Origin of the sequence: Paraburkholderia lacunae (genome assembly GCF_003353175.1) — a bacterium.
GTDB classification, from domain to species: domain Bacteria; phylum Pseudomonadota; class Gammaproteobacteria; order Burkholderiales; family Burkholderiaceae; genus Paraburkholderia; species Paraburkholderia lacunae.
In genome coordinates, this window is record NZ_QHKS01000013.1 from 163128 (window position 1) to 180651 (window position 17524).

A 17524-nucleotide genomic window follows, 5' to 3' on the forward strand; every position below is an offset into this window, starting at 1 on the left:
TCTACTCCTGATTACTTGGCGGCGTTCAGTTCTTTGGCGACCACGAGCAGGCAGCCATCGGGCTGCACCATGGCGTCGAACGAAGACGTGACGAGCGTCGACGTTTCGGGCTCGACGATGATGGCCGGCCCCGTTACGCTCTCGCCGACCTTCAGCGAACCGCGCTCGACGATGGCTGCCTCCACAAAACGATGCAGTGCCGCATCGAAAATCTTGCGGGTTTTCGGCGCAACGATCGCGTCGCGGGACGTCACGAGCTGCAGACGCTCGACAGGCGGCAACGGCGAGCTGGCCTTCACGGCCCAGCTGACGATTTCGATGTCGAGACCGTCGATCGGGCGGCCGAAGAACTGCGTGTACGCCTTCGTGAACGACTCCGCGAACGTGACGCGATCTTCAGCGTTAAAGCGCCGATACGGGACGGCGACAGGAATTTCCCAGCCTTGGCCGACATAGCGCATGAAGGTCTTGATTTCGACAATCGGCTCCGCGTCACCGGAGCCCTGGCGCGCGAAGCGCACGGCTTCCTCGCTTAATTGATCGACGATCTCGTTGAGTGCGTCGGCATCGAACTCGTTAAAGCGCATGCTGGCGCTGCGCACGCTTTCATAGCCGAACGGCGCGCGCAGAAAGCCGATTGCGGAGCCGACGCCGGCACCCGGCGGCACGATAAATTTCCTGATGCCGCTTTTCTCGCACAGGCGCGCCGCATGAAGCGGACCGGCACCGCCGAACGTGATCATCGTGTAGTCGCCGATATCCTTGCCGCTTTCGACTGCATGCACACGCGCGGCGTTACTCATGTTTTCGTCGACGACTTCGGCAACACCATAGGCCGTTTCTTCCACGCTGAGATTGATCGCGCCGCCTATCTGCTTGACCATTGCACTGGCTGCATCGTCGATCGAGAGCGGGATCGAACCGCCCGCGAAGTTCGCGGGGTCGAGGCGGCCGAGCAGCAGATCGGCGTCGGTCACCGTCGGCTGCATGCCGCCACGCTGATAGCACGCGGGACCCGGCTCGGAGGCCGCGCTGTGCGGACCCACGCGAATCTGGCGCATCACGTCGACGGAAGCGATCGAGCCACCGCCGGCACCGATTTCGACCATTTCCACGACGGGAATGGAGATCGGCATACCGCTGCCTTTCTTGAAACGGTAGGTGCGGGCAACTTCGAAGGTGTTGGCGGTTTTCGGCGTGAGATCGTCGATCAGGCAAATCTTGGCGGTAGTGCCGCCCATATCGAACGAGAGAACGGTGTTCAGGTCGTAGCGCGCTGCAATATGCGCGGCGAAGATTGCACCGCCGGCCGGCCCCGATTCCACCAGACGCACAGGGAACTCGGACGCGCTTTCGACTGAGACGATGCCGCCGCCCGAGTGAATGATGAAGATCGGACACACCGCGCCGGCTTCCCGCACTTTTCCGAGCAGGCGGTCCAGATAGGACTTCATGATCGGGCGAACATAGGCATTCGCACAGACCGTGTTGAAACGCTCGAATTCGCGGATCTGAGGCGACACTTCGCTCGAGATGGACACAGAGACATCGGGCAGGCGCTGCTCGATCGCATCACGCACCATCCGCTCATGCATGCCGTTCACATACGCGTGAATGAAGCCCACGGCGACGCTCTCGTAGCCACCCTGTTCAATACGCTGGACGATCGCGGCGATCTGGGCCTCTGTCGGCGCCAGCAGCACGTCGCCCTGAGCGTCGATGCGTTCGCCCAGCGTGAACCGGTCGCAGCGCTCGATAAGGGGAGGAGGGAGCTTGATGTTCAGATCGTACTGTTCGAACCGGTTTTCGGTTCGCATCTCGATCGTGTCACGAAAACCTTCGGTCGTGACGAAGGCGGTTTTCGCGCCACGCCGTTCAATCAGCGCATTCGTGGCGAGGGTAGTGCCATGGATGATGACGCCAATATCCTTCAGCTCGATCCCAGCCTTGTCTGCGACGATGCCGATGCCTTTGATGATGGCGCGCTCGGGCGCCGTGTAATCCGTAAGGACCTTGGTGGAGAACAGCGCTCCACCGAGTTCGAGCGCGACGTCGGTGAACGTCCCACCAATGTCCACACCAACCCGTGCCTTGTCGTGACTGGCCACCATGACTCTCCTGTTTAAAACCATCACATGCGCCGGGCAAAACGCCTGGCGAAAAATCTCGTTGACTAGCATCGGAAGGCGTACGCGCGGACACGTTGCGCCGTCCTGCCCGGCCCTTCGCCGCCTATCCCGATGAGCGCCGAAGCCTTTATTTTTTGCCCGTTGACATATGATGAGTGACGTCCTACAGTGATGTCAACACGAACAAATTAAATTTCGTGTTCCCGGTTATTGATATCGTTGTGTTTGGTGTTGTAAGACATTGTTGTATAAGACGTTTTGGTGATTTTTCGCGCGGCGGTCCATTGGCCGGCGATACCGGTAAACCACTATACCTGCAGACGGTAATTCTGCGAAAAACTATATTTTTAGAGGATTTTTTGAAGGGGTGAGGCTGTCCTGGTTGGTGCGTTTCGTGGCCCGTTTGCGAGGCACCTTTTGTCTTCGGGATTTTTTCGTCGTGCCAGCGTAAATCCTGGTGCGACCGATCAGTTTGCTCCCGCAGTTGGGGCGTATTGGGATGTATTGGGGGGGCGGTGGATATCTGTATTCAGCCAATCCCGAATGGACGGGTGCTGGGTAGCATTTACGCCATCATCGCACTCGCTCACACGATGATGGTGTACGGGATCCTGGGCATCATTAATTTCGCGCACGGTGACGTGCTCATGGCTGGCGCTTTGGTCGCTTTATCGGCCATCTCAGTGCTGGAGAATCACTTAGGTCGGGTGAGCAGAGTGTTTGCTTCCGACTGGCGCAATGACGGCAAGGCAAAGGAACGATGATGAAGGTATTGGTGCCAGTGAAGAGAGTGGTCGACTACAACGTGAAAGTCCGGGTGAAGTCGGACGGCACGGGCGTCGACATCGCGAACGTGAAGATGTCGATGAATCCGTTCGACGAAATCGCAGTGGAAGAAGCAGTTCGTCTGAAGGAAGCGGGCGTGGCGACCGAAGTGATCGCCGTGTCGTGCGGCGTGACGCAATCGCAGGAAACGCTGCGCACGGCGCTGGCGATCGGCGCGGACCGCGCCATCCTGATCGAGTCGAACGAAGAACTGCAGCCGCTGGCGGTGGCCAAGCTGTTGAAGGCGCTGGTCGACAAGGAGCAGCCGCAGCTGATCATCCTCGGCAAGCAGGCCATCGACGACGATTCGAATCAGACCGGCCAGATGCTGGCTGCGCTGGCGAACCTGCCGCAAGCCACGTTCGCCTCGAAGGTCGTTGTCGCCGACGGTAAAGCGACCGTGTCGCGTGAAGTGGACGGCGGCGCGGAAACGCTGTCGCTCACGCTGCCGGCCGTGGTCACAACCGATCTGCGCCTGAACGAGCCGCGCTATGTGACGCTGCCGAACATCATGAAGGCGAAGAAGAAGCCGCTGGAAGTCATCAAGCCGGAAGACCTGGGTGTTGACGTGGCACCGCGCCTGAAGACGCTGAAAGTCGCCGAGCCGCCGAAGCGCTCCGCCGGTGTGATGGTGCCGGATGTGAAGACGCTGGTCGAGAAGCTGAAGACCGAAGCCAAGGTGCTTTAAGTAACACGGCAACAATGTTGCATGGGACCGGAGTAAGCGCTAAAGCGCCAACTCCGGTCGACACAACAATGTTGCATGGGACCGGAGTAAGCGCTAAAGCGCCAACTCCGGTCGACACGGGAGACGGAACAAATGACGAATCTGGTAATAGCGGAACACGACGCCTCGAAGGAAGCCCCCTTGGGGGGCAACGCGTCGATCAAGGCCGCGACGCTGAACACGATTGCAGCGGCGCAGAAGATCGGCGGCGACATTCACGTGCTGGTGGCGGGTCACAACGCGCAGGCTGCGGCTGATGCGGCAGCAAAGATCGCAGGCGTCAGCAAGGTGTTGCTGGCCGATGCGCCGCAACTCGCAGCGGGCCTCGCGGAAAACGTCGAGGCGACGGTGCTGACGCTTGTGCAAGACCCGGCGGAGAACTACACGCACATCCTCGCGCCGGCGACCGCCTACGGCAAGAACATCGCGCCGCGTATCGCCGCGAAGCTCGACGTCGCCCAGATCAGCGACATCACGGCAGTGGACAGTGCCGACACGTTCGAGCGTCCGATCTACGCAGGCAACGCGATCGCTACGGTGCAATCTAGCGATCCGATCAAGGTCATCACGGTCCGCACCACCGGTTTCGACGCAGTGGCGGCAGAAGGCGGCAGCGCAACGGTCGAGAAGATCGAAGCGGCAGCAGACACCGGCATCTCGCAGTTCGTGAGCCGTGAAGTGACGAAGCTGGACCGTCCGGAGCTGACGTCGGCGAAGATCATCGTCTCGGGTGGCCGCGGTCTGGGCAATGGCGAGAACTATACGAAGGTGCTGGAGCCGCTCGCCGACAAGCTGAACGCGGCGCTCGGCGCATCGCGCGCGGCGGTCGATGCGGGCTTCGTGCCGAACGACTATCAGGTCGGCCAGACCGGCAAGATCGTCGCGCCGCAACTGTACGTGGCGGTCGGCATCTCGGGGGCGATCCAGCATCTGGCAGGCATGAAGGACTCGAAGGTGATCGTGGCGATCAACAAGGACCCGGAAGCGCCGATTTTCAGCGTCGCCGATTATGGTCTGGTGGACGACCTGTTTGAAGCATTGCCGCTTCTTGTCGCCGAGCTGTAAAGCCTCCCCAACTAACCAACCCGAACAACAGCTGGATGCGTCGCTCCGCAGCTGATGAATTGCTCGTGACAAGTCGTTAATCTTAAACACAGAGAGATTTCAGCATGATTTCCACTACTGATCCGCACGTCAATCGCAAACCCCGAAACATTTCCCAGGCAGAGTGGGATACTCGTGTCCAGCTCGCCGCGGCGTACCGCTTGGCAGCCAAATTCGCGCTCACTGACCTGATCTACACCCACATCTCGGCCCGAGTGCCTGGCACAGACGACCAGTTCCTGATTAACCCGCACGGCTGGTTCTTCGACGAGATCACGGCGTCGTCGCTCGTCAAGATCGATGTGAACGGCAATCCGGTCGATGACGACCGGTTCGAAGTCAACGCTGCAGGATTCACGATTCATAGTGCGTTGCATCAGGCGCGTCACGACGTCGAATGCGTCGTGCATCTGCACACGACTTACGGCATGGCCGTCGCCGCGATGGAGTGTGGCCTCCTTCCGCTGAATCAGATCAGCATGCAGTTCTATAACCGTGTCGCATACCACGAATACGAAGGTATCTCGCTTGAACTTGACGAGCGTGAGCGCATAGTGAAGTCGATCGGCAATAAGGATTACCTGATCTTGCGCAACCACGGCCTGTTGACGACCGGCCGCTCGGTTGCCGAAGCGTTCACCCGTATGTATTACCTGAACAAGGCCTGCGAAATTCAGGTCGCAACGTTGTCGGCCGGACAGAAAGTCGTCATTCCTTCGCCGGAGGTCTGCGAGCACGCAGCCAGGCAGCACGATGACTATGCATACCTCGACACGGTGCACCTCGACCGGGAATGGACGGCATTGCTGCGGCTTCTTGATCGGGACGGCGGAAGCTACAAGGCGTGATCTGCCGGCCAGGTGTTGCGCTGGCCGTCGGCCCAGCGTGCGGTGCGATGCATTGCCCACTTCAGGATACGCGTCGCGCTTGAATAGTTATTGCCGATCCTGAGCCGGGCGGAGGCGGCTACCGTTGTTGACCCCGCGCGCCGGCCGCGCGAACTTTGCCCTGAATGGCCTGCGGTTGTCAGCCTTGGCGGACAGGCGCCTATCAGGCGCTGTCGCGCTCGACCAGCGTGAAGCCGACGTCGACGATACGTTGCGTTTCGGCGCTGCCTTCAATCTTTTCAACCAGCATGGACGCCGCCAGTTTGCCGATTCGGGTGCCGTCGATCCGGATGGTGGTGAGAGGCGGGTCCGTATCCGGCGCGAAGTTCTGATCGCCATAACCGATTACCCGCAGTTGCTGCGGGACCGGCAGGCCCCGGCTTCGAGCCTCCATCAGCAAGCCGAGAGCAAGGATGTCGGCGCCGCAGAACACGGCATCGATGTCGGGGTGCTGATCGAGCAGGGCGCTCAACGCTCGCCTGCCGTCGCCCAGATTGGCGGGCGATTCGACCGATATGACGGGAATCCCGGTTGCGGGACCGAACGCCTTCACGAATGCCTGGGCGCGCACTTGCGCACGGCGATCGCTCGGGGTCACGACGGCCGGCCGTTGCGCACCACGTGTTTGCAGATAGTGCGCGGCGGCCTTGCCGACCTTCTGATGAGAAAAACCAACCAGCATGTCGAGCGGCGCCCGCGTGATGTCCCATGTTTCGACGACGGGAATGCCTGAAGCCTGAAGCTTTTGCCTGACGTGTTCCGAGTGGATCACGCCGGTCAGCACGATGCCTGCGGGACGCCTGCCCACGACCGCGTCGAGCAGCGCGTCTTCACGCGATTCGTCGTAGCCGCTCTGGCCGATCAGCAATTGATAACCCGCGGCGGCCAGTTCGTTGGTCAGCGCCGCCACGGTTTCCTGGAAGACGCTTCCCGCCATAGCCGGAATCAGCGCGACGATCAGGCGGCTGCGATTCGAAGCCAGCGACCCCGCGATCAGATCCGGCGTGTAACCCGTTTGCCGCACCGCCTCGCGTACGCGTTCGAGCGTGTCGACCGAGACGAGATCGGGGGTGTTCAACGCTCGCGAGACCGTGACCTTCGTGACGCCCACCAGCGCCGCCAGATCGCTCAGCGTGACGCGGCCGGTGCTTTTGCGGGCGCGGCGGGAGGCGGCGCGCTCGGCCGGCGTGCTGGAGTCTATCCGGGTCTTGTTCACAAGAAATTTTTTGTCGAATTGAAAAGGTGGCTGGCAATTATCGCAAAAGCATACTACGATAGCAGCGATGTTACCGGTTACATAAACCGGTAACATTCGTGGCATCGACACGTAAACATCAACATTGAGACACTGCTTGCCAGTACCGTGGCGAGCGGCAGGTGACGGCTGCGAACGTTCGCGTCAACGTTCGTCACGCAGCGACGGAGGACGAAGAGGATGTTGCAGGCAAACACGGCTTTCACAGGCCCGTTGATCAGGCTCAACGAGGCGGACAACGTGCTGATCGCGCGTGAGGCGCTGTCTATCGGCCAGTTGCTGCAGTTCGACGGCGCCACGGTCCGCATGCGGGCGCAGGTCGCACCGGGTCACAAGGTCGCCGTCACGCGCATCCTGCGCGGCCAGCCCATTCGCAAGTACGACACGGTGATTGGGCGGGCGTCGCGCGATATCGAAGCGGGCGAGCACGTTCATGCTCACAACATCGAACTGATCGATTTCGAGCGCGATCCGGGTTTCGGCCAGGATGTTCGCCCGATCGACTACGTGCGCGAAGCCGATCGCGCCACCTTTGCCGGCATCGTGCGTCCGGACGGGCGCGTCGCCACGCGCAACTTCATCGGCATCCTCGCCTCCGTCAATTGCTCCGCGACGGTCATCAAGCACATCGCCGCGTGGTTCACGCCGGAGCGTCTCGCACGCTACCCGAATGTCGACGGCGTGGTGGCGTTCGCGCAGACGAGCGGTTGCGGCATGTCCTCGCCGAGCGAGCATTTCGACGTTTTGCGGCGCACGCTGGCCGGTTACGCACGGCATCCGAATCTCGCCGGCGTGCTGGTGGTCGGCCTCGGTTGCGAACGCAACCAGGTGGCGGACCTGCTGGAATCGCAGGGGCTCGCGACCGGCGAGACGATGCACGCACTCGTGATGCAGAACGAAGGCGGCACCCGCGCGACAATCGAAAGAGGCGTGGCGGCCATCGAGCAGATGCTGCCGGCGGCGAACGACATCGAGCGGCGCCGCGTATCGGCGAGCCATCTGAAGATCGGCCTGGAATGCGGCGGCTCGGACGGCTTTTCCGGCATCACGGCCAATCCGGCACTCGGCGCGGCGATGGATCTGCTGGTGCGCCACGGCGGCACCGCGATTCTCTCGGAGACGCCGGAGATTCACGGGGTCGAATACATGCTGACGCGCCGCGCGGTGACGCCCGAAGTCGGGCAGAAACTGCTCGACCGGCTCGCCTGGTGGGAGCGCTACACGCATGGCCACAACGGGCAGTTCAACGGCGTGGTCGGTCCGGGCAACCAGCAGGGCGGCCTCGCGAATATTTTCGAAAAGTCGCTGGGGTCCGCGATGAAAGGCGGCACCACGCCGCTGCAGGCGGTCTACGAATACGCCGAACCGATCGACCGCGCGGGTTTCGTCTTCATGGATTCGCCCGGCTACGATCCGGTTGCGGTGACCGGTCAGATCGCGAGCGGCGCCAACCTGATCTGCTTCACGACCGGGCGCGGCTCCATGTTCGGCTCGAAGCCCGCGCCGACCATCAAGCTCGCCAGCAATACGCCGATGTTCAGGCGGCTTGGCGAGGACATGGATATCAACTGCGGACTTATCCTCGACGGCGTGCGCTCGGTGCAGGAGATGGGGCAGGACATCTTCGAGCACATTCTGCGCACCGCCTCGGGTGAACGGACCAAGAGCGAATTGCTGGGCCTGGGAGATCAGGAGTTCGTACCGTGGCATATGGGTATCGTGAGCTGACGCCTCGAAGCGTCGCACGATACGCAACCGGAAGTGTAAATACAAAACAACAACCACCTTTCATGGGACCGGAGTAAGTGCTAAAGCACTAACTCCGGTCGACCGCTGCGGGCCTGGAGTAAGTGCTGAAGCACTAACTCCAGGCAACCTCAGCATGGGACCAGAGTAAGCGCTAAAGCGCTAACTCTGGTCGACACAGGAGACAAGACATGCAAGACGACCCGCAACGGGAGTCACGATCGAAGGTGCGCTGGCTGGTGGCCGGCCTCATGTGGGCGGCGATCGCGATCAACTATATCGACCGCACCGTGCTGTCCGCCGCGGCGCCGCACATTCAGGGGGAGTTTCATCTGAGCGCGGTGGAAATGGGCATCGTGATGTCGGCGTTCTTCTGGTCGTATGCGCTGCTGCAATTGCCGGCCGGCATGCTGGCCGACCGGTTCGGCCAGAAGAAGGTGCTCGGTTTCGCGGTCTTCTGGTGGTCGCTGGCGACTGCCGCCACCGGGTTCGCCAGCGGCCTCAAGTCGCTTGTCGCACTGCGTGTGGCGCTCGGCATCGGAGAAGCGGGCGCTTATCCGAGCAACGCCGGTATCGCCTACAGATGGTTTCCGAAGAAGGAGCGTGCAACGGTCGCGGGCATTTTCGACAGCGGCTCGAAGCTCGGCGGCGCGATTGCCTTGCCGTTGATCGCTTACCTGCTCGCGACCTTCGACTGGAAAATCACCTTTGCGATTACCGGTTCGCTGGGTCTGGTCTGGTGCGTCGTATGGCAGTTCACATTCAAGGACTCGCCTGCCGATCACAAGCGGGTCAACGCGGCGGAACTCGCTCATATCCGCGACGGGCAGCGCTCGTCGCGCGCCGATACCCTCAAGGCGAGAGCATCCTGGAAGAAGCTATTAGCGCATCGAAACATCTGGGCGATGTGCATCGGCTTCTTCATGATCAACTACAACTCGTACTTCTTCATCACGTGGCTGCCCACCTACCTGGTCAAAGAACGCGGCATGAGTCTGATGGAGATGGGTTTCATGGCATCGCTGCCGCTCGTGATATCGATGTTCGTCGAAGTGCTGGCGGGATGGGCGTCCGACCGCGTCTACAGCTCAGGCAAGCTTTCGCTCACCGCCACCCGCAAGCTCTTTCTCGTCATCGGTCTGGTCATGGCATCGAGCATCGGTCTCGCGGCCTTTGCGCAATCCGCGGTCATGGCGGTCGTTCTGCTCTGTATCGCCAAGTCGGGCACGACCGTCGCCGCGTCTCAGGTGTGGGCGCTGCCTGCCGATGTCGCGCCGCGCAACATGGTGTCGATGGTGGCGGGGACTCAGAACATGGTGTCGAACATGGGTGGCGTGGTCGGTCCGGTGGTGACGGGCGCCATTGTCGGCGCGACGGGATCGTTCATCCCCGCGCTGGTTTTCTCATCGGTGCTGATCGCGATCGCCATCCTCAACTACGTGTTTCTGCTTGGCAAAGTGGAACCCATCCAGTTCGAAGACAATCCTGTGGAGTTCGACAACCATGATCAACGCAACGCGGACGTCAGTGCTTAATCCGTTCAAATCCGCTCTCGCCGCCCGGCGCCGCCGGATCGGCTTCTGGCTTTCCATGGCCGACGCTTACCTGGCCGAAGTGAGCGCGACCGCCGGTTTCGACTGGCTTCTGATCGACAGCGAGCACGCGCCGAACGATCTGCGCAGCATCCTCGCGCAATTGCAGGCGGTGGCGCCTTACGGAGCGGAGGCGGTGGTGCGTCCGGTCAATGGCGATCCGGCCTTGATCAAGCGCCTGCTCGACATCGGCGCCCGCACGCTGCTGGTGCCGATGATCGACACCGCGGAGCAGGCGAACGCGGTCGTGTCCGCCGTGCGCTATCCGCCGCATGGCATTCGCGGTGTGGGCAGCGCGGTGGGCCGCGCCTCGCGCTGGAGCGCGCGGACCGATTATCTGGAGGTCGCCGACAGCGAAATCTGCGTGCTCGTGCAGGCGGAGACCGTGACCGCGCTGGAGAATCTCGAGTCGATCTGCGCGGTCGAGGGCGTGGACGGCGTGTTCATCGGACCGGCCGATCTGGCGGCATCGATGGGCTATCGCGGCAAGCCGGGGCATCCTGAAGTCCAGCGGGCGATCGATGCCGCCATGCGCACGATTGTCGAGTCGGGCAAAGCCGCCGGCACGTTGACGTCGGACCCCGCTCTCGCGCGACATTACCTCGAACTGGGCTGCACCTTCGTTGCCACTGGCGTCGACATCCTGATGTTCGCCAACGCGGCGCGCAAGCTGGCTCAGGAATTTGCCGTACCGCAGGCCGATCCGACCAGTCACGTGGCTACGGTGTAGGCGGCATGCTCAAAGCGGACGCTTCACTGTAGTTGGTCAGTGGATTCGCGGCAATCTTGTCCTCCGTATCGGGAAAATGCGCCGCCTTCCAGCGGTGCAGAAGGCGAAAGAACAGGTCCTCGGATTCCGGAGGGAGTGCGTCGACGAAGATCTTTAGAGAGCTTGCCTCGAACGCGTCGTCGCGAAGAACAGGTTCGGCGATTGAGATCCGGCCACCCGGCCGCAGAATCCGGTGGAATTCCCGCATCGCGGCAAGCTTGTCGGGTACATAGGCGAGCACCGCCCGAGTCGTGACGGCATCGACCGACGCGTCGTCAATGTCTTTGAGCGCTTCGGCGGAGCATTGAATAAAGGTGCACTGATCCCGGACATCACGTTGAACCGCGAGCGTTTCAGCGTGACGAAGCAGGGGGGCCGAGATGTCCGCCATGAGCACGCGCAGCGTCGGACCGATGCGGTCGATGGCGCGCAAGGCAATCAGGCCGTCGCCGGAGCCGATGTCCGCGAGCGTCATGCCTGAGGTAAGCCGCGCGCCGTCGAGGACACGCTCGGCGTAGTGTTCGAGTTCGGCATGGAGGACCCGTTCGTGCTCCGGATCGTTGGCATGCCGGGTATGCAGCAGCCAATCGGACCACAGATCGGACCACAGATCGGACGACACATCGGACGACACATCGGACGACACATCGGACGACACATCGGATTGCCAAGGGGAATCGCTGCTATTCATATCTGGTGGGCGCGTTCGTGGTCGGGACACCCTGCCGGCGTATCGCGGATGACTGAAGACTTGTGCGTTATCGGGCGCTAGTCGGCAGGTACCGTGAGACGGCCATCGGTGGCTGCGCAGGGAATCTAGATGGATTTAGCTTATGAGAACCTGATGGAAGCCGCCTCGATCACCCAATCATTCCACCCGCCACACATCGGACTGCGCTGACGGCGCTAAGCGATCGTCGGTAGTTCCACAGAGGCTATCGCGGGTATCACGTCGTCGTATCGGCGGTGGAACGTGCGTATGGAGCGTGGTCACACCGCTTCAAGCGCACTGCCGGAGGCGAAAAATTCGCCTGTGCAGCACGATCGATAAACAGATTGGATGGCCTTGCATACTGCTTTAGGTACTTCCATGGTTCCCTCGAATCCTACAATGATGCCTGTCACTTAGCGAACCGTGGTGGGTTGGAAATGAAAGACAAGGCAATGCCGGTAGTCAGTGCACAAGGCGCCGACTTCGTGTGGCGTGCAGGCGGCGCAATCGCACTACACAAACAGAATGGATACCGTGTGAAGGTCGTGTGTCTTTCGTTCGGTGAGCGCGGCGTGCAGGCCAGGCGCAACATCGGCATCACCGCGGTGCGCGACATGAGGTATGCGCAAGGCTATCGGCGGCTCACGCCGGCTGTCACCGGAGATCTGGCATGAAACGGGTCGCGTTCGTCGGGTTCGGCGAGGCAGGCGGGATTCTCGGCTCGGCGCTTGCCGCCAAAGGCGTACAGGTATCGATGTACGACTTGCGACGGGACCTGCTTCGCGAGCAAGCCGTCGCTGCAGGCGTTCGCGTAGGCGACACGCTGGCTGGCGCGATCGACGGTGCGGATATCGTCGTATCCGCCGTGACCGCGCAGGCCGACCTCGAAGTGGCGGGAGCCGTCGCGCGATGCATTACGCCGGATCAGATCTACCTCGATATCAATTCCGTCTCACCGCGCACCAAGCAGCACGCGCTGGCTTGCATCGAAGGCGCCGGCGCGCGGTACGTCGAGGCCGCCGTCATGGCGCCGGTGCCGCCGTACGGACTCGCCGTGCCCATGCTTCTGGCCGGCCGCGGCGCCGCACGCCTCGCTGTCGTGCTGAATGCAGCCGGTTTCAATGCGCGTGCCGTATCGGAGAAGGTTGGCGTGGCCTCCGCAGCGAAGATGTGCCGCAGCGTCATGATCAAAGGCATTGAAGCATTGACCGTGGAATGTCTGCGCGCAGCGCGGCTCTACAATGCCGAGTCGATCGTGCTGGCCTCGCTGGGTGAAACCTTCGAAAAAATGCGCGATGACGCGGACCTGCCGGGCTACCTGGTCAGCCGGGTAGCGGAACACGGCCGCCGGCGCGCGGCGGAAATGCGGGAAGTGTCGCAGACCTTGCAGGAAGTCGGCATTACGCCGTTCATGAGCGAGGCCTGTGCGCGTCTGCAAGACAGTATCGTCACGACGATGTCGCAACGAGGCATCGACTATCGATCGCTGCCCGTACCGTTCGACTGGCGCGCGTTCTTCGATGGCCTGCCAGGCGAGACATCGTAAAGCCAACGCGCGCGGCGTCTAATTTCCGGCAATGGTGATCGTACGCGCGACGTCCACCACCGACAGACGGATCGCGTCGATCAGCGCACGCGCGGCGGGCGAAGGGGTGCCGGCCGCGCGCATGGTCAGGCCGATGTCGCGCCGGGTATTGCGCAGCTTGACGTCGAGCACCTGCAGCTGACCCGACTGAACCTCATAGTGCAGTTGCTGGGCTGACAGCGCGGCAACCATGTCCGTGCCGAGCAGCAAACCGCGAATCACCGCGAGGTCCGCGGTCTCGACCGTCGGCATGGGCGGCTTCACTTTCATCCGCTTGAACTGCGCTTCGAACAGCGCACGAGCCGGCGCGTTGCTGCGCGGCAAGATCCATTGCGCGTTGCGCATGTCGATGACCGTCAGATCGCGCTCGCGCGTGAGCGGATGATCGCGGCGAACCAGAACCACCATGTCTTCCGACATCAGCCGCTCGTTCTTCAGGCCGCTGGCGGCGTCATTGTCGCGCAGCGCGCCGAGAATGAAATCGATATCGCCTGCCCGCAGCCCCGCAACCAGCGCCTCGTAGGCGCTCTCGTCGGTGACGACCCGCGCGCCCGGATTTTGCGCGGTCATGCGCGCAATCGCTCTGGGCAGGATCAGCGTGCGCCCGAGCGGCAACGCGCCAACGGTCACCGCCCCCTGGATCTTGCCGTGCAAGGCGGCGATATCGTCCGGCACATGCCGTAACTCGTTCAGCGCGCGGCGCACGTGAAGCAGAAACGTCTCGCCTTCGGTGGTGAGCAGAATGCCGCGCGGGCTGCGATGGAACAGACTCAGGCCGGAGCCGCTTTCCAGCACGCGAATCGCGGTGCTCACGGCCGGCTGACTGATGCCGAAGGTCTTCGCTGCACTCGGCATGTGTCGATGACGCGCCAGCGCCGTGAACAACTGGAGCCGCCGGGTGTTGAGCAGATAGGCCGGCAGAGAGCCTTCTACTGCCGGCCGCCGGCGCGCCTGTTTGGCGGAGCACCACTGCGCGAGCTCTTCCAGTTCGGCGAAGATCCGCTCGCAGCGCTGAAGTACGGCACGGCCAACCGCCGTCGGCAGCATGCCCGAGGGACTGCGGTCGAAGAGCGGCTCGCCGAGTGCCGACTCCAGTTCCTGCACGGAACGTGTCACGGCCGACTGGGCACGGAACAGCGCTGCGGCCGCACGTGTCGCACTGCCCATGTCGGCGACGAGTCGAAATGCGCGCAGTTGCGCCAGGTTCAGAAATTCTTTGCTGCTCACGGAGGGTGACGCTCTGGCTAGCTGAAGGTTGTTGTTGATGAGGCTGCCCGTGCTGTCGTCATGCCGCGCCTGCGATCAGGCGCAACGCCGGCAGCGACAGATTCAGGCTTTCTTTCGATATTTGCGTATGTTCCTTCATCAACGCTTCCACGCGCGCGCCTTCACCTTTTTTCAGCGCGTCGGTGATCGCATGATGCTGGCGATGCGCATACATGAGCATCATGAACTGGCGTTCCCTCGCGGATTCGTCGAAGGCGATCGTGAACGGAGAGACAAATGGAATCTTGTCGTTCAGGCTCAAGGCGGCGCTGACCGCGGTGTTCTGGGCAGCCTCGACGATGAGCGCGTGAAAGCGCCCATTCATCGCCGCATATCGCACGTCGTCGCCTTTCTGCAGATGCCCCGCGTTGAAGATAGCGTCGCCTGCCCGCAGGCAGTCCTCGAGGGCAGCCGCCAACGCCGCACCCACTCCGCCTTCGGCGACCGCACGGGCGGCGAGTCCTTCGAGCACGCCGCGCACGTCGATGGCGTTGAGCACATCCCTGACGCTGAAGCGCCGCACGACATAGCCGCGCGCGCCGGATCTGTCGAGTAGCCCTTCCGCGGACAGGACGCTCAGCGCATAGCGCAACGGCGTGCGCGACACGCCGAGCCATTGTGCGAGCTGCGCTTCCACCAGGCGCTGTCCGGGCGACAGTTCGCCCGCAAGAATCTTCTCGCGCAACGTCTGAACAATCGCCTGCTGGGTAGTCTCGTTCATGGGGAGGTACTCGTTCGACACCATCCAGTATAACGACGCGCCAACCGTCGCACCACGCTTGCAAACCAGCTTGCGACTTCGTTTCAGCGCCATCTGTTCTGTTTATCGCCTATCGATAAGCGGTTGAGTGGAAGCGAAGGCGGCACGCCTGCCCGGGATACCGTGCGCCCTTGATGCAGTGGGGCTCGCAGCGGCTGCTGGCGCGTCCGGGCGGCAATGCTCAGGCACCTTACGAACAATTTTTCGCGATCGTATGTGGTTTACCCGTACTACCCGGATACCCATGCAATCCATATCTTTGTATCCCAAGACGGTTGCGGTGGTTGCCTCCCCGGTAGCGGCGACCTATCCGATCGGCGTGCAGCATGAAGTAACGGAAGGCAACGGGATATGGCAAGAATCATCGGTGGAATTGGCACGTCGCACGTGCCGACGATCGGCATGGCGTACGACAAGGGCAAGCAGAACGATCCCGCATGGGCGCCGCTCTTTGCCGGCTACGAGCCGCGTACGACGCTGCCGGTCTGACGGCGGAGGAACGCGCGCTCGTCGACAACACGGACTGGCTTGGCCTGATTCGCTATGGCGTGTACTTCTTCGCCCTCGAGATATTTGCGCGGGTGGTGAAGATCGCCAACCTGAGGATAGACGCGAGCCTGCGAGGTGAAACGCTCGAAGCGTTCCTGAAAACGCGCCGGGTGCCCGAAGCCGTCTGACCGCGCGCGCTCACTCTGCCGCATTCGTTTGGCGGCTGTTTATTTCGATACCTGTCGATACCTTTCGATACCAACAACACCCCGGATTCGACGGAACTCCGGGGCGGGAAACTATTTTCTCCGGAGACACGCATGAAATCTGCAGACTCGGTCGACATCAAGGCGTTCATCGACGCACGAAAAATGTCGGCATATCAGTGGCTCGTCCTCGTTCTATGTTTTCTGATCGTGATGATGGATGGGCTGGACACGGCCGTGATGGGCTTTGTGGCGCCTGTCATCATGCACGACTGGAGCGTCAGCCGGGCGGCCTTCGGTCCTGTCATGAGCGCCGCCATGGTCGGGCTGGCGATCGGCGCGCTGGCCGCCGGGCCGATCGCCGATCGCATCGGACGCAAGAAGGTGCTGATCGCTTCCGTGTGCTGCTTCGGCATCTTCAGCCTGATCTGCGCCTATGCCGAGTCACCCATCCAGCTCGTCGCACTGCGCTTCTTGACGGGACTTGGATTGGGCGCCGCCATGCCGAACTCGACGACGCTTCTGTCCGAGTACGTTCCGTCGCGCAGCCGCTCCCTGCTGCTCACCATCATGTTCACCGGTTTCAATTTCGGCTCGGGAGCCGGCGGTTTCGTGGCGGCTTCGCTGATCCCGCACTTCGGCTGGCGTGCGGTGTTCATGTTCGGCGGCATCCTGCCGATCCTGAGCGTTCCGTTGCTGCTGTGGCTGTTGCCTGAGTCCGCGCGTCTGATGCTGGTGCGCAAGATGGCGGCCGAGCGCATCGCGGCAACGCTGGGACGGGTCTGCGGATACGCCTTTGGGCAAGACACGCGCTTCACCGCCCCCGAGCCTGTGATCGCTGCGAAGGCGCCCGTGCGGATGCTGTTCGCGGACGGCTACGCGCTCAGCACGCTGATGCTGTGGCTCACGTACTTCATGGGCCTTCTGATCATCTATCTGCTGACCGGCTGGCTGCCGACGCTGATCAAGGACGCGGGCTTGCCGGTCGAACGCGCCGCCGCGATCACCGGGATGTTCCAGTTGGGCGGGACGGTGGGAGCGGTTGCGGTCGGCTTCGCGATGGACCGGATGGATCGAAACGCAGTGATCGGCGCGGCGTATCTGCTTGGCGGCGTGTTCATCTTTGCGCTGGGCATGGGGACGCTCCAGTCGACCCTGCTTCCGGTTCTCGTCACGTGTGCGGGTTTCTGCATGAGCGGCGCGCAGACCGGACTCAACGCACTCGCGCCGACCTGTTACCCGACCCGCGCTCGTGCCACCGGTGTGAGCTGGATGCTCGGGTTCGGCCGGCTCGGCGGCATTCTGGGTTCGCTCGTGGGCGGCGCGTTGCTGTCGCTGGGATTCAGTTTCGCGACCGTCTTCTCCGTGCTCGCCGTGCCTGCCGTCATCGCGGCCGTGGCCATCGTCATGAATCGGCTTGCGCTGCGTTTCATTACCAGTCCCGTGGCCGATGCCTGAGCGGCTCTGCAGCG

General features: G+C 62.2%; 14 protein-coding genes and 3 pseudogenes. 12 read left to right on the forward strand and 5 right to left on the reverse strand.

Translation table 11 applies throughout. The features are described 5' to 3' along the window. Window positions 1-11: 11 nt before the first annotated feature. Window positions 12-2111, reverse strand: a complete 2100-nt coding sequence (locus tag DLM46_RS21180; protein WP_115103468.1) for a hydantoinase/oxoprolinase family protein — start codon at window positions 2109-2111, stop codon at window positions 12-14. A 533-nt stretch (window positions 2112-2644) separates the two neighbouring features. On the opposite strand from DLM46_RS21180, the pseudogene DLM46_RS21185 reads away from it, so the two are divergent. The 4 genes and pseudogenes from DLM46_RS21185 to DLM46_RS21200 form a co-directional block, all read left to right on the forward strand. Continuing rightward, window positions 2645-2848 (forward strand): annotated as a pseudogene (locus DLM46_RS21185) (ABC transporter permease subunit); the annotation flags it as partial. Between the two features lie 44 nt (window positions 2849-2892). After that, on the forward strand, window positions 2893-3642 hold the full coding sequence (locus DLM46_RS21190; RefSeq protein WP_115103626.1) for an electron transfer flavoprotein subunit beta/FixA family protein: 750 nt from the start codon (window positions 2893-2895) through the stop codon (window positions 3640-3642). A gap of 132 nt (window positions 3643-3774) precedes the next feature. After that, window positions 3775-4746: an electron transfer flavoprotein subunit alpha/FixB family protein gene (locus DLM46_RS21195; protein WP_115103470.1), complete on the forward strand. Its 972-nt coding sequence runs from the start codon at window positions 3775-3777 to the stop codon at window positions 4744-4746. A gap of 104 nt (window positions 4747-4850) precedes the next feature. Next, window positions 4851-5633 carry a class II aldolase/adducin family protein gene (locus tag DLM46_RS21200; RefSeq protein WP_115103472.1) on the forward strand — a complete coding sequence of 261 codons (783 nt, stop codon included), beginning with the start codon at window positions 4851-4853 and terminating at the stop codon, window positions 5631-5633. Between the two features lie 202 nt (window positions 5634-5835). Here the strand turns inward: DLM46_RS21200 and DLM46_RS21205 are convergent, their stop codons facing one another. Beyond that, complete coding sequence (locus DLM46_RS21205; RefSeq protein ID WP_244306321.1) at window positions 5836-6804, reverse strand: LacI family DNA-binding transcriptional regulator; 969 nt, start codon at window positions 6802-6804, stop codon at window positions 5836-5838. 303 nt (window positions 6805-7107) lie between these two features. Between DLM46_RS21205 and DLM46_RS21210 the strand changes: the two genes are divergently transcribed. The 3 genes from DLM46_RS21210 to hpaI all read left to right on the forward strand — a co-directional run bounded on the left by DLM46_RS21210 (window position 7108) and on the right by hpaI (window position 10995). Continuing rightward, window positions 7108-8655, forward strand: coding sequence for a UxaA family hydrolase (locus DLM46_RS21210; protein WP_115103476.1), 1548 nt, complete (start codon window positions 7108-7110; stop codon window positions 8653-8655). Window positions 8656-8864: 209 nt separating this feature from the next. Next, window positions 8865-10208, forward strand: coding sequence for an MFS transporter (locus tag DLM46_RS21215; RefSeq protein ID WP_115103477.1), 1344 nt, complete (start codon window positions 8865-8867; stop codon window positions 10206-10208). Further along, window positions 10177-10995, forward strand: a complete 819-nt coding sequence (gene hpaI / locus DLM46_RS21220; protein ID WP_115103480.1) for a 4-hydroxy-2-oxoheptanedioate aldolase — start codon at window positions 10177-10179, stop codon at window positions 10993-10995. The genes DLM46_RS21215 and hpaI overlap by 32 nt, the downstream gene beginning before the upstream one ends. On the opposite strand, the gene DLM46_RS21225 is transcribed toward hpaI, so the two are convergent. Further along, window positions 10985-11656: a class I SAM-dependent methyltransferase gene (locus DLM46_RS21225; protein WP_165848030.1), complete on the reverse strand. Its 672-nt coding sequence runs from the start codon at window positions 11654-11656 to the stop codon at window positions 10985-10987. The genes hpaI and DLM46_RS21225 overlap by 11 nt on opposite strands. Before the next feature lie 527 nt (window positions 11657-12183). Between DLM46_RS21225 and DLM46_RS21230 the strand changes: the two are divergent. Both DLM46_RS21230 and DLM46_RS21235 read left to right on the forward strand, forming a co-directional pair. Beyond that, window positions 12184-12357: pseudogene (locus DLM46_RS21230) on the forward strand (PIG-L domain-containing protein); the annotation flags it as partial. A gap of 59 nt (window positions 12358-12416) precedes the next feature. Beyond that, window positions 12417-13292: an NAD(P)-dependent oxidoreductase gene (locus DLM46_RS21235; RefSeq protein WP_115103485.1), complete on the forward strand. Its 876-nt coding sequence runs from the start codon at window positions 12417-12419 to the stop codon at window positions 13290-13292. A gap of 18 nt (window positions 13293-13310) precedes the next feature. Here the strand turns inward: DLM46_RS21235 and DLM46_RS21240 are convergent, their stop codons facing one another. Beyond that, the gene (locus DLM46_RS21240) at window positions 13311-14558 is read right to left on the reverse strand and encodes a LysR family transcriptional regulator (protein WP_115103487.1); all 1248 of its coding nucleotides are present in this window, start codon (window positions 14556-14558) and stop codon (window positions 13311-13313) included. Window positions 14559-14616: 58 nt separating this feature from the next. After that, on the reverse strand, window positions 14617-15318 hold the full coding sequence (locus DLM46_RS21245; protein WP_115103628.1) for a GntR family transcriptional regulator: 702 nt from the start codon (window positions 15316-15318) through the stop codon (window positions 14617-14619). A 390-nt stretch (window positions 15319-15708) separates the two neighbouring features. On the opposite strand from DLM46_RS21245, the pseudogene DLM46_RS21250 reads away from it, so the two are divergent. The 3 genes and pseudogenes from DLM46_RS21250 to DLM46_RS21260 form a co-directional block, all read left to right on the forward strand. Then, a pseudogene (locus DLM46_RS21250) lies at window positions 15709-15825 on the forward strand (protocatechuate 3,4-dioxygenase); the annotation flags it as partial. Continuing rightward, entirely contained in the window at window positions 15795-16034 is a 240-nt protein-coding gene (locus tag DLM46_RS21255) for a hypothetical protein (RefSeq protein ID WP_115103489.1), read from the forward strand. The pseudogene DLM46_RS21250 and the gene DLM46_RS21255, both read left to right, overlap by 31 nt. A gap of 132 nt (window positions 16035-16166) precedes the next feature. Continuing rightward, complete coding sequence (locus DLM46_RS21260; RefSeq protein ID WP_115103491.1) at window positions 16167-17510, forward strand: MFS transporter; 1344 nt, start codon at window positions 16167-16169, stop codon at window positions 17508-17510. Window positions 17511-17524 lie beyond the last annotated feature (14 nt).